Below are 12,189 nucleotides of genomic sequence, written 5' to 3'. Positions count from 1 at the left end.
GTGTCGCTTCGCCAACCCCCTCGCCGGGGGCAATACCAGCGGCCCGGCAAAGCCGGTTCCGCGGTATTCCTGGAAGAAACCAGGTCTTTGTGCCATCCCACCTTGCACGGAGGCAGCACTGACGATGCGAATCCTCCAGGTCAGCGCCGAACTCTTCCCCCTCCTCAAGACCGGCGGCCTGGCGGACGTCGCCGGTGCCCTGCCCCTGGCGCTCATGGCCGCAGGACAGGACGCGCGCGTGCTGCTGCCGGGCTTTCCGGCCATCGTCTCGGGCGTGCGCGACCTGGCGCCCGTGGCCGGTTTCGACGCGCCCTGGGGCGAGCGCTTCGGGCTGAGCCTCGGGCATGTCGACATCGACGGGGCGCCCGGCATCCCGGCCTACGTGATCGATGCGCCGGTGCTCTACGACCGGCCCGGCAACCCCTACGAGGACACCTCGCGCCAGCCCTACGGCGACAACCACCGCCGCTTCGCCCTGCTCGGCTGGGCCGCGGCGCAATTGGCGCAAGGGCTCGATCCGCTGTGGCAGCCCGAAGTCGTGCATGCGCACGACTGGCACGCCGCGCTCGCGCCGGCCTACCTGCACTTCGCGCGGCAGGCCGGTGGCCCGCGTGTGGGCAGTGTCTTCACGGTGCACAACCTCGCCTACCAGGGCCTCTTCGCGCCGTGGAACTTCGCGGAGCTCGGCTTGCCCGGCCCCGCGTTCCAGATGAACGGTCTCGAGTACCACGGGCAGGTTTCGTTCATGAAGGGCGGCCTGTATTTCGCCGACCGGCTCACCACGGTCAGCCCGACCTATGCGCTCGAGATCCAGACGCCCGAGCAGGGCTGCGGGCTCGACGGCCTGCTGCGGCTGCGCAGCAGCGCGCTCACCGGCATCCTCAACGCGGTCGACGACCAGGTCTGGAACCCGGCGACCGACGCCGCGCTGGTGCAGGGCTATCACACGCCCGAAGGCCGCCACATGGCCGGCAAGGCGCGCTGCAAGTCGGTGCTGCAGCACCAGCTGGGGCTGGCCGATCGGCCGGATGCGCCGCTCTTCATCCTCGTGAGCCGGCTCACCGAGCAGAAGGGGCTGCATCTGGTGCTCGGCGGGCTCGATGCGCTGCTCGCCCAGGGCGGCCAGCTCGCATTGCTGGGCAGCGGCGAGGCCTGGCTCGAGGAGGCCTTCCGCCACCGAGCGGCGGCCGCGCCGCAGTCGGTCAGTGCCACCATCGGCTACAACGAGACGCTGGCCCACCAGCTGTTCGGTGCGGGCGACGTGACGCTGGTGCCTTCGCTCTTCGAGCCCTGCGGCCTCACGCAGATGTACGGCCTCAAGTACGGCAGCCTGCCGCTGGTGCGCCGCGTCGGCGGGCTGGCCGACACGGTGGTCGACAGCTCGCTCGAAGACCTCGCCAGTGGGGGCGCCACCGGTTTCGTGTTCGACAGCTTCGATGTCCAGAGCTACGAACGCGCCGTGCGCCGCGCCTTTGCCTTGTACCAACGCGCGCCCGACTGGCGGCGCGTGCGGGGCAACGCCATGCGCCGGCCCGCCGACTGGGCCACTGCGGCGGCACAGTACATCGACGTTTATCGGCAGGCACTGGGATGACGCGCCTCTTCTCGATTCGATGCGTTCGTGATGCGGGGTGCGCTCACGCGCAGGGGAGCACTCGGTGTCATTCGCACGCACCCAAGACAAACGCACAGCAGCAAAACACCATCACCCACCCCGAAGAGCGCCAATCATGACGATCAAAGACTTCGCCTACGACCACCCCGACCGCGACGTCGCAGCCTTCAAGCGCGCGGTGGCCAACAAGCTGATCTACGCAGTCGGCAAGGACCCGGTCGCCGCCAGCCAGGACGACTGGCTCAACGCCACCTCGCAGGCCGTGCGCGACCAGCTGGTCGAGCGCTGGATGATGACCACGCGCGCCAACTACGCGCAGGACCTCAAGCGCGTCTACTACCTGTCGATGGAGTTCCTGATCGGGCGCACCTTCACCAACGCGCTGCTGGCGGTCGACCTTTACGACACCGTGCGCGAGGCGCTGGCCGACTTCGGCGTCGACATGGACGCATTGGCCGAGCGCGAACCCGACGCGGCGCTGGGCAACGGCGGCCTGGGGCGGCTCGCCGCCTGCTTCCTCGACTCGATGGCCACGCTGGGCGTGCCGGGCATGGGCTACGGCATCCGCTACGAATACGGCATGTTCCGCCAGCGCATCGTCGATGGCCAGCAGGTGGAAACACCCGACTACTGGCTCACGCGCGGGAACCCGTGGGAGTTCCAGCGGCCCGAGGTGAACTACCGCGTGCGCTTCGGCGGCCATGTGCAGAAGCGGGAAGGCACCAACGCCCCTTACGGCGCGGCCGACTGGGTCGACACGCACGATGTGCTGGCCGTGGCCTACGACACCATCATTCCCGGCTACGGCACGCAGGCCACCAACACGCTGCGGCTGTGGTCGGCGCGCGCCACCGAAGAGATCGACCTCTCGGCCTTCAACCGCGGCAACTACATGCAGGCGGTGGAAAGCAAGAACCACTCGGAGAACGTCTCGCGCGTGCTCTACCCCGACGACTCCACGCCCTCGGGCCGCGAGCTGCGGCTGCACCAGGAGTATTTTTTCTGCAGCGCGAGCGTGCAGGACCTGCTGCGGCGCTACCTGCGCAACCACAAGACCTTCGACCAGCTCTCGGAAAAGGTCAGCATCCACCTGAACGACACGCACCCCGTGCTCGCCGTGCCGGAGCTGATGCGCCTGCTGCTCGACGAGTACGGCCTCACATGGGACATGGCCTGGGCGCACACGCAGAAGGTGTTCAGCTACACCAACCACACGCTGATGCACGAGGCGCTGGAGACCTGGCCGGTCGAGATGCTGGGGCGCATCCTGCCGCGGCACCTGCAGATCATCTACGACATCAACGCGAAGTTCCTCGCCACGGTGACGCAGAAGGTGGGCAACGACGTGGAGCTGATGCGCCGCCTGTCGCTGGTGGACGAGACCGGCGAGCGCCGCGTGCGCATGGCCTACGTGGCGGTGCTGGCGAGCCACTCGATCAACGGCGTGTCGGGGCTGCACTCGGAGCTGATGAAGCAGTCGATCTTCTCGGACTTCGCGAAGATCTTTCCCGATCGCTTCAACAACAAGACCAACGGCGTCACGCCCCGGCGCTGGCTCGCGCAGGCCAACCCGCCGCTGGCGGCGCTGCTCGACCAGCGCATCGGCAAGGGCTGGCGGCGCGACCTGTCGCAGCTCGAGGCGCTCAGGCCCATGGCCGAGCAACCGGCCTTCGTGCGCGCATTCCGCCATGCCAAGCGCGAGAACAAGCTGCGACTGGCCAACTGGATCGAGCAGCACCTCAAGATCGACATCGACACCGACGCGATGTTCGACGTGCAGGTCAAGCGCATCCACGAATACAAGCGGCAGCTGCTCAACGTGCTGCACGTGGTGGCGCGCTACCACCGCATCCTCGACGCGCAGGCCGCGGGCACGCCGCTGGACATCGTTCCGCGCGTGGTGGTGTTCGCGGGCAAGGCGGCGTCGGCGTACGCGATGGCCAAGCTCGTCATCCGGCTCATCAACGACGTCGCGAGCACCATCAACGCCGACGCGCGCGTGGGCAAGCTGCTGAAGGTGGTGTTCCTGCCGAACTACAGCGTGAGCCTGGCCGAAGTCATCATGCCGGCGGCCGACCTGTCGGAGCAGATCTCGACGGCCGGCACCGAGGCCTCGGGCACCGGCAACATGAAGTTCGCGCTCAACGGTGCGCTGACCATCGGCACGCTGGACGGCGCCAACGTGGAAATGCGCGAGAACGTGGGGCCGGAGAACATCTTCATCTTCGGCAACACAACGCCCGAAGTGGCCGACATCCGCGCGCGGGGCTACCAGCCGCGCGAGATCTACGAAGGGAACGCCGAACTCAAGCGCGTGCTCGACGCGATCCGGGACGGCGCGTTTTCAGCGGGCGAACCGGCGCGCTACCAGGGCATCTACGACGCGCTGGTGAACTGGGGCGACCACTACCTGCTGCTGGCCGACTATGCGAGCTACGTGGCCAAGCAAGCCGAGGTCGATGCGCTGTACCGCGACTCGGATGCCTGGACGCGGATGGCGATCCTCAATGTGGCGGGGATGGGGGCGTTCTCGTCGGACCGCACCATTGCGCAGTACGCGCATGAGATCTGGCACACCAAGCCGGTGGTGTTGAGCTGAGCATCCGATATTTGCTCCCTCCCCCGCTGGGGGAAGGAGCAAGACAGGGTCAGCGCGGCTTCTTCTCGCCTGCCGGCTCTGCCTCGGTCACGAATCCGATGCGACTCAGCCCTGCCTTGTTCGCGATGCCCATCAGCGCCACCACCTTGCCATAGGGCACGGCCTGATCGGCGCGCAGCTGCACCTCGGTGTCCCTGCTGTCGGCGGCGGCCTTTTCGAGCTGCTGCGCCAGTTCCTCGTCGGTCACAGCCTTGTCGTTGAAGAAGACCTTGCCCGAGGCGTCGACCGACAGGCTCACGAACTTGGGCGTGTCGTTGGGCTGGCCCGCATCGGTCTGCGGCAGGTCGAGCTTGATCGAGCTGGCCATCAGCGGCGCGGTGATGATGAAGATCACCAGCAGCACCAGCATCACGTCGACCAGGGGCGTCACGTTGATGTCGGACAGCGGCCGCTGCGCACCGGCGCCCATGGCCCGCCCGCCACCTGCGGCGCTGCTGCCCAGTGAAGTGCGACCGAAGGCCATGGCGCGTGCGCTCCCTAGACCGGCATCGGCCGCGCCGGCGGCGGTGCCGCGGGCCCGGCCGCCTCACCGAAGCTGCCCAGCAGGTCGTGCGCGAAGCCTTCGAGCTCGGCTTCGATGCGGCCGATGACGCGTCCAAAGACGTTGTAGGCCAGCACGGCCGGAATGGCCACGGCGAGGCCGAAGGCCGTCATGATGAGCGCCTCGCCGACCGGGCCTGCCACCTTGTCGATGGTGAAGCCGCCGGTCTGGCCGGCGATGCCCGACAGCGCACCGTAGATTCCCCAGACCGTGCCCAGCAATCCGACGAAGGGCGCCGTAGCGCCAACCGTGGCGAGCAGAATCTGCCCCGCCTGCAGCCGGCGCAGCGCGCCGTGCAGGGCGTCGCGCAGCACGCGCGTGAGCCGCTGGTTGCGGTCGACCGTGGCGCCCAGCGTGCCGGCCGGCGCACCGGCGGCCACGCTCTTGATGGCTGACACGGCAGGCGACACGAGCGTCGCGCGGTCGAAGGCCTTGAGCTTCTGCTCTGCGTCGGCCAGCGTGGACGACTGCCAGAACGCCGCGATGCTGCGCAGCACATCGCGCGTGCCGCCGCGCAGCAGCCACGCCTTCCAAAGGATGATGACCCAGCTCGCGACCGACATCGCCAGCAGCAGCAGCGCCACCGAACGGCTGACGCCGTCGCCATGGGTCAGCAGTTCGAGCACGCTCATCGATGGTCCCTTGAGCTAGCGCAGGCCCAGCACGTCGTACATGTCGAACAGGCCGGCGCGCTGCCCCTCCAGGAAGCGCACCGCGCGCAGGCTGCCCTGCGCGTAGGTGATGCGGCTCGACGACTTGTGGGTGATCTCGATGCGCTCGCCGGTGCCCGCGAACAGCACGGTGTGGTCACCCACGATGTCGCCGCCGCGGATGGCCGAGAAGCCGATGGTGGAGGGATCGCGCTCGCCGGTGATGCCTTCGCGGGCGTACACGGCGCAGTCCTTGAGGTCGCGGCCCAGCGCATCGGCGATGACTTCGCCCATCTTGAGCGCGGTGCCCGAGGGCGCATCGACCTTGTGGCGGTGGTGCGCCTCGATGATCTCGATGTCGTAGCCGGTCGACATGGCCTTGGCCGCCATTTCGAGCAGCTTGAAGGTGACGTTGACGCCCACGCTCATGTTGGGCGCCATCATGATCGCGATGTCTTTCGCGATCTCGGCGATCTCGGCCTTCTGCGCGTCGCTGAAGCCGGTGGTGCCGATGACCGCCTGCACACCGAGCTCGCGGCATGCCGCGAGGTGCGCAAGCGTGCCTTCGGGGCGGGTGAAGTCGATGAGCACCTGCGCGTCCTTCAGGCCTGCGCGCAGTTCGGACACGATGGACACGCCGCTCTCGAAGCCCAGGAAGGCGCCGGCATCGGTGCCGAGTGCCGGGCTGCCGGCAATGTCGAGCGCGCCGGCCAGGCGCAGGTCAGGCGCATTGCGCACCGCCTCGATCAGCATGTGGCCCATGCGGCCGGATGCTCCCGCGACGGCGATGCGGCGTGGCGCGGGAGTGGAATTGGCAGGAGTGGAGGTGGATTCAGTCACGCGGATTCAGTCTTCGAGGATTTCGAAACGGCCAATGGCATGCATGCACACGGGACGGACGCCACCTGGCTCGGCGGGCGCCGCCCGCTGCCGATGCTGCTCGCGCCGCGCTCAGCGCGCGGCTTCGAGCGGAGGATAGGCAGCCGGCAGCGGCGGCAGGGAGGCCGATGCGCCCGCGGCGGAGTCGGTTTTTTTCTCGTCCTTGGAGGGTGCGAATTTCTTGAGCTCGTCTTCCGAGGCCTCGAGCGTGGGCACCTTGCCGGACTTCTTGCGGGTGTCGAGCGTGGCGACGAACTCTTCCTCGCTGGGCATCTCGTCGCCCTCGAAGCGGTCGAGCAGTTCGCCGTTGAAGAACACGGTCAGGTGGCGTTCCTGCGGGTCCACGCCCTGGCGGCGAATGGTGAACACGTAGTCCCAGCGATTGGCGTGGAACACGTCGTTCAACAGCGAGGTGCCGAGGATTTCACGCACCTGCTGGCGCGACATGCCCGGCTTGAGCGCCGCGACCTGTTCCTTCGACACGAAATTGCCCTGCACCACTTCGACTTTGTACGGAGTGACGGCGGCCAGCGCGCCACGCGTGCGATCGCTGAAACCGCTGCAGGCACCAAGGCAGAGCGTTGCGGCAACGGCAGCAACCAGCAGCCAGGGACGGCGTTGGAGAATGGCAGGCATGGGAGGAAAAAGGGGGGGTAGCGATATGATCGGCCATTGTAGCGGCTGGCCCTTTTCAGGGCCTTTGCCGCAGCCCAGGGCGCAGGAATCACATGGCCAACATCGACGAACTCAAGAATACCGGCCTCAAGGCCACTTTGCCACGCCTGAAGATCCTCGAGATCTTCCAGACCGGCAGCCAACGGCACATGACGGCGGAAGACGTGTTCCGCGTGCTGCTGAACGAACACTCCGACATCGGCCTGGCCACCGTCTACCGCGTGCTCACGCAGTTCGAGCAGGCCGGCATCCTCGAGCGCAGCCATTTCGAAAGCGGCAAGGCGGTCTACGAACTGAACGAAGGCACGCACCACGACCACCTGATCTGCACCTCGTGCGGCAAGGTCGAGGAGTTCTACGACGCCGAGATCGAACGCCGCCAGCAGATGATCGCCAAGGACAAGGACTGGATCCTGCAGGACCATGCCATGTCGCTGTATGGCCTTTGCGGGGACTGCGCCAAGAAACGTTGACCCCCCGGCTTTTCACTGCGCTTCGCTGCGTGTAACTCCCCCCCGAGAGGGAGGCGCGGCCCGCCTTGGGGCGGCCCGGCGGCGGCCGCATACCCCCAACCGGTCAGTCCCCTTCGCGGCCGTTTTCCATCGCCTTGTGGTGGCGCGCCACGAAGTCGGCATAGGTGTCGATGCCGCGCAGCTGCAGGATCGAGTTGCGCACCGCCGCCTCCACCAGCACGGCGATATTGCGCCCCGCCACCACCTGGATGATGACCTTGCGCACCGGAATGCCCAGAACGTCCTGCGTGAGCGGCGCCGATGGCATGCGCTCGTAGTCGCGCTCGAAGCTGTCGCGCCGCACGAGGTGCACGATGAGCTTGAGCCGCATCTTCCGGCGCACCGCCGTCTCGCCGAAGATCGCGCGGATGTCCAGCAGGCCGATGCCGCGCACTTCCAGCAGGTTCAGCAGCAGGTCGGGGCAGCGCCCTTCGATGGTGTTCTGGTTGATGCGGAAAAGATCGACCGCATCGTCGGCCACGAGGCCGTTGCCGCGCGAGATCAGCTCCAGCCCGAGCTCGCTCTTGCCCAGGCCCGATTCGCCCGTGATCATCACGCCCATGCCCAGGATGTCCATGAACACACCGTGCATCGAGGTGCGCTCGGCAAAGTGCTTGGACAGGTAGGCGCGCAGCAGGTCGATCACGAAAGCCGACGACTCGCGCGTGGCGAACAGCGGCAGCTGGGCGCGTTCGCAGATCGACAGCAGTTCGTCCGGTGCGGCCTGGCCGTCGGCCAGCACCAGCATCGGGGGCTCCAGCGTAACGATGCGGGCGATGCGCCGGGCGCAGTCTTCCTCGCTGCCGCGCGTCAGATAGGCCACCTCGCGGGCGCCGAGGATCTGCACGCGGTAGGGGTGGATGTAGTTGAGGTAGCCGACGAGGTCGGCCGCCGATTGGGCCCGGCTGATGACTTCGGAGTCGAACTGGCGTTCTGAAGCGCCGAGCCCTGCGAGCCATTCCCAGCGGAGCGACCCGCGGAACTCCTCGAACATGGCATCGGCACTGATGACGGTCGGCTTCATGCGTTCAGGAGACGGCGCTCACGCACCAGAGTTGGGGCAGGCCAGAATACCGCGGAACCGGCTTTGCCGGGCCGCTGGTATTGCCCCCGGTAGGGGGTTGGCGAAGCGACACGAAGTGCGCGAAGCCTGGGGGCGAGCCACAGGTCAGGCGACTTGCGTGGATTGCCAGCCGGCGATCAGGCCGTGGAGGACGGACGCGTCGGTGCTGGACTTGATCTGTTCGCGCAGGCTGGCATCGCTCAGCAGTTCGGCGATTTCAGAGAGGATTTCGAGGTGCTTCTGCGTGGCCGCTTCGGGCACCAGCAGGAAGATCAGCAGCGCGACGGGCTGCTCGTCGGGTGCGTCGAAGCCGATGGGATTGGCCAGCTGGAACACGGCCGCCATCGGCGCCTTGAGGCCCTTGATGCGGCCATGCGGAATGGCCACGCCATGGCCCAGACCGGTGGAACCGAGGCGCTCGCGCGCAAACAGGCTGTCGGTGATGAGGGCACGGCCCAGACCGTGAAGGCTTTCGAACAGCAGGCCGGCTTCTTCGAAAGCACGTTTCTTGCTGGTAGCGTCAACGCTCACAAGCACTTGAGCGGGCGGCAGGATGGACGCGAGGCGATTCATGGTGGGTGCAGGGCGGGGGCGATTATGCACCCGCTTGGTAAAAACCCCCAGTCCCCCTATTTACTTTCTGTCTACATGTTGCCCAGAGGCCTCGCGCGCCCTCTGGGAGCTTGCCAAAGCCCCACCGCTGCAGTCGGAAAACAAAAAGCCGCCCGAAGGCGGCCTTGGATGCGAGCCCGAGGGCTCCTCTACATCACGCGCTTGGGCGCGGCGTGATGGTGGTCCTGCAGGCGGTCCTTGTGGCGCACCACCTGGCGGTCGAGCTTGTCGACCAGTTCATCGACCGCGGCGTAGAGATCAGCGTGGCTCGATTCCGCGAACATGTCATTGCCCTTGACGTGGATGTTGCATTCCGCCCTTTGGCGGCGTTCCTTTTCCTTTTGCTTTTCCACCGTGAGGATCACCTTCACATCGACGAGCTGGTCGAAATGTCGGGTGATCCGGTCCAGCTTGCTCGTGACGTAGGTGCGCAAGGCAGGTGTGACGTCGAGGTGATGACCGCTGATCGTCAAATTCATGAATGACCTCCTGGAATTGACGGTTGGGGAAATGACCGCACTGCGGAATGCAGCTTGGCCGGCGAGAAACGGGAGTTGTGGGAGGGAGGGGCGGGGGGAAGAAAAGAAGAAGGCAGAGGGCAAGTTCGATTCACTATGCCCAAGCTGTCACGGTATTGCAATACCTGAGTTGCCCGGGGTTTCTGCGCTTTGTGTGCGGCATTTCACACGCTAGCGAATCGATAGCATCTGCCGCGCGCAGGGCAGGCGATGCGGCGATTCATCCGGAACAAGTGTTTCATCTTCCGGCAGCGCGTGACCCTGCCGCCGGAAGGGCCGGCAGCTGCCCAGTCAGCGCCAGGCCGCGCGCATCCGGTTGCGCAGGTCGATCACCGCGCTCGGCGGCGGCACGGCCGGCGGCCGCTCCGGCGGAGGGGGCCAGGTCTGCTGCTCGAAGCCGGCCAGATCGGCTTCGGCAATGAAGCGCGTGCGGTTGGCATACAGGTGCCGGTCGCCGCGCGCCGCCTGCTGCGTGATGTGGAAGCGCTGCGGCACCAGCAGGTGCAGGTGGTCGCGCGCCCGGGTCATCGCCACGTAGAGCAGCCGGCGCTCTTCTTCCAGCTCGTGCGCGCTCTGCGCCACGTCGGCCGGCAGGCAGCCGTCGACCACGTTGAGCACATGTACAGAGTTCCATTCCTGCCCCTTGGCCGAGTGGATCGTCGAGAGGATCAGGTAGTCCTCGTCGAGCAGCGGCGGGCCCGGACGGTCGCTGGTGGCCTCGGGCGGGTCGAGCGTGAGTTCGGCGAGGAAGCGTTCGCGCGAGGCATACCCGGCGGCGAGGCGGGCCAATTGCTCGACGTCGGCGCGCCGCACGCCGGACGTGTCCTCGTACAGGCGCTCCAGGTGCGGCAGATACCAGGCCATCGCCAGTTCGACATCGGCCGGCCACTTCAACGCCGGCGCGCGCAAAGCGGCGTAGGCTGCAGCGAAGTCGCCCCATTGCACGCGAGCAGTGGCCGGTGGCGCGAAGTCGCGCACTGCCGCGGCCGGGTCTGCCGCCTGGTCCATCGCATCGAGCAGCCGCGCGCCGGTCACGGGGCCTATGCCCGGTATCAGTTGCGTCACACGGAACCCCGCCATGCGCCCACGCGGGTTCTGCGCAAAACGCAGCACCGCGAGCAGGTCCTTCACATGCGAGGCCTCGAGAAACTTGAGCCCACCGAACTTCACGAAGGGGATGTTGCGCCGCGCCAGCTCGAGCTCGAGCGCCGCGCTGTGCGTCGAGGTGCGGAACAGCACCGCCTGCGACTTCAGCGCCAGCCCGCCTTCGCGGTGCGCCAGCACCTTGTCGGCCACCCAGCGTGCCTGCCCGGCCTCGTCGGGCACGAGCACCAGCAGCGGCTTGCCGGCCGAGGGCTTGTCGGTCCACAGCGTCTTGGCGTGCCGCTCGGCGGCCTGCGCGATCACGCGGTTCGAGACGTCCAGGATCGGCTGCGTCGAGCGGTAGTTGCGCTCCAGCGTGACGACTCGGGCCTGCTGCGTGAACTGCGACGGAAAGTCGAGGATGTTGCGCACCGTCGCGCCGCGAAACGAATAGATCGACTGCGCATCGTCGCCCACCACCGTCACCCCGCGTCCATCGGGCTTGAGCGCCAGCAGGATCGAGGCCTGCAGCAGGTTGGTGTCCTGGTACTCGTCGATCAGCACATGATCGAAGCGCGCGCCGATGTGCGCGGCCAGCGCGGGCTCGGCGGCCATCCCGGCCCAGTAGAGCAGCAGGTCGTCGTAGTCGAGCACGTTCTGCTGCTGCTTGGCCTCGACATACGCACCGAACAGCTTCTTCAGCTCGGCCTCCCATTCGCCGCACCAGGGAAAGGCTTCCTTCAGCACCTCGGCCAGCGGCGCGCGCGTGTTGACGCAGCGCGAGTAGATCGACAGGCAGGTGCCCTTGCGCGGAAAACGGTTCACGGTGGAAGACAGGCCCTGCTCATGGCGCACCAGCCCCATCAGGTCTTCGGCATCGCCGCGGTCATGGATCGTGAAGTTCTCGCCGAGCCCGATCTGCGGCGCGTACTCGCGCAGCAGCCGCGCGCCGATGCCGTGGAAGGTGCCGGCCCACGGCAGCGCGGGCGGCACCTCGGACTTCAGGCCGAGCACCCGCGCCAGCACCTGGCCGGCGCGGCGCTCCATCTCCTGCGCGGCGCGGCGCGAGAAAGTCAGCAGCAGCAGCCGCTGCGGATCGACACCGCCCGCGATCAGGTGTGCGACGCGGTGCGCCAGCGTGCTGGTCTTTCCCGAGCCGGCGCCGGCAATGACGAGCAGCGGCCGCTCGTCGCGCTCGGCTATCGCAGCACCCACGCCATGCTCGACCGCAGCGCGCTGCGCATCGTTGAGCGTCGCAAGCGCGGCGGCCAGGCGCTCGGCCTGGGTCTTCGGCGCGGCGGGAAAAACAGGGAGCGCAGCGGTCTGCATGGAGAGCGACTTTACTGTATGTCCGTCCAGCCCAACCATGGGGCAGTCATGTG

11 protein-coding genes are annotated in these 12,189 nt (G+C 67.3%); 3 read left to right on the top strand and 8 right to left on the bottom strand.

Annotated elements, in window-relative coordinates; genetic code table 11:
- Window positions 1-124 precede the first annotated feature (124 nt).
- Entirely contained in the window at window positions 125-1,594 is a 1,470-nt protein-coding gene (glgA, locus tag ACEN9N_RS26940) for a glycogen synthase GlgA (protein ID WP_495654935.1), read from the top strand.
- A 136-nt stretch (window positions 1,595-1,730) separates the two neighbouring features.
- A complete protein-coding gene (locus ACEN9N_RS26935; protein WP_413316285.1) occupies window positions 1,731-4,214 on the top strand; it encodes a glycogen/starch/alpha-glucan phosphorylase in 2,484 nt (827 codons plus the stop codon).
- 49 nt (window positions 4,215-4,263) lie between these two features.
- Here ACEN9N_RS26935 and ACEN9N_RS26930 read toward each other — a convergent pair whose 3' ends face one another.
- From ACEN9N_RS26930 to ACEN9N_RS26915, 4 genes are all read right to left on the bottom strand, one after another.
- Window positions 4,264-4,737, bottom strand: a complete 474-nt coding sequence (locus tag ACEN9N_RS26930) for an ExbD/TolR family protein (protein WP_495654934.1) — start codon at window positions 4,735-4,737, stop codon at window positions 4,264-4,266.
- A 14-nt stretch (window positions 4,738-4,751) separates the two neighbouring features.
- Window positions 4,752-5,447, bottom strand: a complete 696-nt coding sequence (locus ACEN9N_RS26925) for a MotA/TolQ/ExbB proton channel family protein (RefSeq protein WP_413316283.1) — start codon at window positions 5,445-5,447, stop codon at window positions 4,752-4,754.
- A gap of 15 nt (window positions 5,448-5,462) precedes the next feature.
- A complete protein-coding gene (gene dapB, locus ACEN9N_RS26920) occupies window positions 5,463-6,227 on the bottom strand; it encodes a 4-hydroxy-tetrahydrodipicolinate reductase (protein ID WP_495656426.1) in 765 nt (254 codons plus the stop codon).
- Window positions 6,228-6,416: 189 nt separating this feature from the next.
- On the bottom strand, window positions 6,417-6,980 hold the full coding sequence (locus ACEN9N_RS26915) for an outer membrane protein assembly factor BamE (RefSeq protein ID WP_007832693.1): 564 nt from the start codon (window positions 6,978-6,980) through the stop codon (window positions 6,417-6,419).
- A 92-nt stretch (window positions 6,981-7,072) separates the two neighbouring features.
- Here ACEN9N_RS26915 and fur point away from each other — a divergent pair, with 92 nt between their 5' ends.
- A complete protein-coding gene (gene fur / locus ACEN9N_RS26910; protein ID WP_007832691.1) occupies window positions 7,073-7,492 on the top strand; it encodes a ferric iron uptake transcriptional regulator in 420 nt (139 codons plus the stop codon).
- Window positions 7,493-7,595: 103 nt separating this feature from the next.
- Here fur and hprK read toward each other — a convergent pair whose 3' ends face one another.
- From hprK to ACEN9N_RS26890, 4 genes are all read right to left on the bottom strand, one after another.
- A complete protein-coding gene (gene hprK / locus ACEN9N_RS26905) occupies window positions 7,596-8,555 on the bottom strand; it encodes an HPr(Ser) kinase/phosphatase (RefSeq protein ID WP_007832689.1) in 960 nt (319 codons plus the stop codon).
- 144 nt (window positions 8,556-8,699) lie between these two features.
- Window positions 8,700-9,167, bottom strand: coding sequence for a PTS sugar transporter subunit IIA (locus ACEN9N_RS26900; protein ID WP_007832688.1), 468 nt, complete (start codon window positions 9,165-9,167; stop codon window positions 8,700-8,702).
- A gap of 188 nt (window positions 9,168-9,355) precedes the next feature.
- Window positions 9,356-9,685 (bottom strand): ribosome hibernation-promoting factor, HPF/YfiA family, encoded by a 330-nt coding sequence (gene hpf, locus ACEN9N_RS26895; protein ID WP_007832687.1) that lies wholly within the window; start codon window positions 9,683-9,685, stop codon window positions 9,356-9,358.
- Window positions 9,686-10,015: 330 nt separating this feature from the next.
- Window positions 10,016-12,136: an ATP-dependent helicase gene (locus ACEN9N_RS26890; protein ID WP_495654933.1), complete on the bottom strand. Its 2,121-nt coding sequence runs from the start codon at window positions 12,134-12,136 to the stop codon at window positions 10,016-10,018.
- Window positions 12,137-12,189: the final 53 nt, after the last annotated feature.

Source organism: Variovorax sp. Varisp46, assembly GCF_059491885.1.
Note: the sequence above shows the minus strand (reverse complement) of the source record. Positions and strands in the feature narration are given on the sequence as shown.

Excerpts from the sequence above, each read along its gene's own strand:
- hpf (WP_007832687.1), bottom strand. The coding sequence starts at position 9,685 with ATGAATTTGACGATCAGCGGTCATCACCTCGACGTCACACCTGCCTTG.
- fur (WP_007832691.1), top strand. The coding sequence starts at position 7,073 with ATGGCCAACATCGACGAACTCAAGAATACCGGCCTCAAGGCCACTTTG.
- ACEN9N_RS26900 (WP_007832688.1), bottom strand. The coding sequence starts at position 9,167 with ATGAATCGCCTCGCGTCCATCCTGCCGCCCGCTCAAGTGCTTGTGAGC.
- ACEN9N_RS26925 (WP_413316283.1), bottom strand. The coding sequence starts at position 5,447 with ATGAGCGTGCTCGAACTGCTGACCCATGGCGACGGCGTCAGCCGTTCG.
- ACEN9N_RS26935 (WP_413316285.1), top strand. The coding sequence starts at position 1,731 with ATGACGATCAAAGACTTCGCCTACGACCACCCCGACCGCGACGTCGCA.
- ACEN9N_RS26930 (WP_495654934.1), bottom strand. The coding sequence starts at position 4,737 with ATGGCCTTCGGTCGCACTTCACTGGGCAGCAGCGCCGCAGGTGGCGGG.
- glgA (WP_495654935.1), top strand. The coding sequence starts at position 125 with ATGCGAATCCTCCAGGTCAGCGCCGAACTCTTCCCCCTCCTCAAGACC.
- dapB (WP_495656426.1), bottom strand. The coding sequence starts at position 6,227 with ATGGGCCACATGCTGATCGAGGCGGTGCGCAATGCGCCTGACCTGCGC.
- ACEN9N_RS26890 (WP_495654933.1), bottom strand. The coding sequence starts at position 12,136 with ATGCAGACCGCTGCGCTCCCTGTTTTTCCCGCCGCGCCGAAGACCCAG.
- hprK (WP_007832689.1), bottom strand. The coding sequence starts at position 8,555 with ATGAAGCCGACCGTCATCAGTGCCGATGCCATGTTCGAGGAGTTCCGC.
- ACEN9N_RS26915 (WP_007832693.1), bottom strand. The coding sequence starts at position 6,980 with ATGCCTGCCATTCTCCAACGCCGTCCCTGGCTGCTGGTTGCTGCCGTT.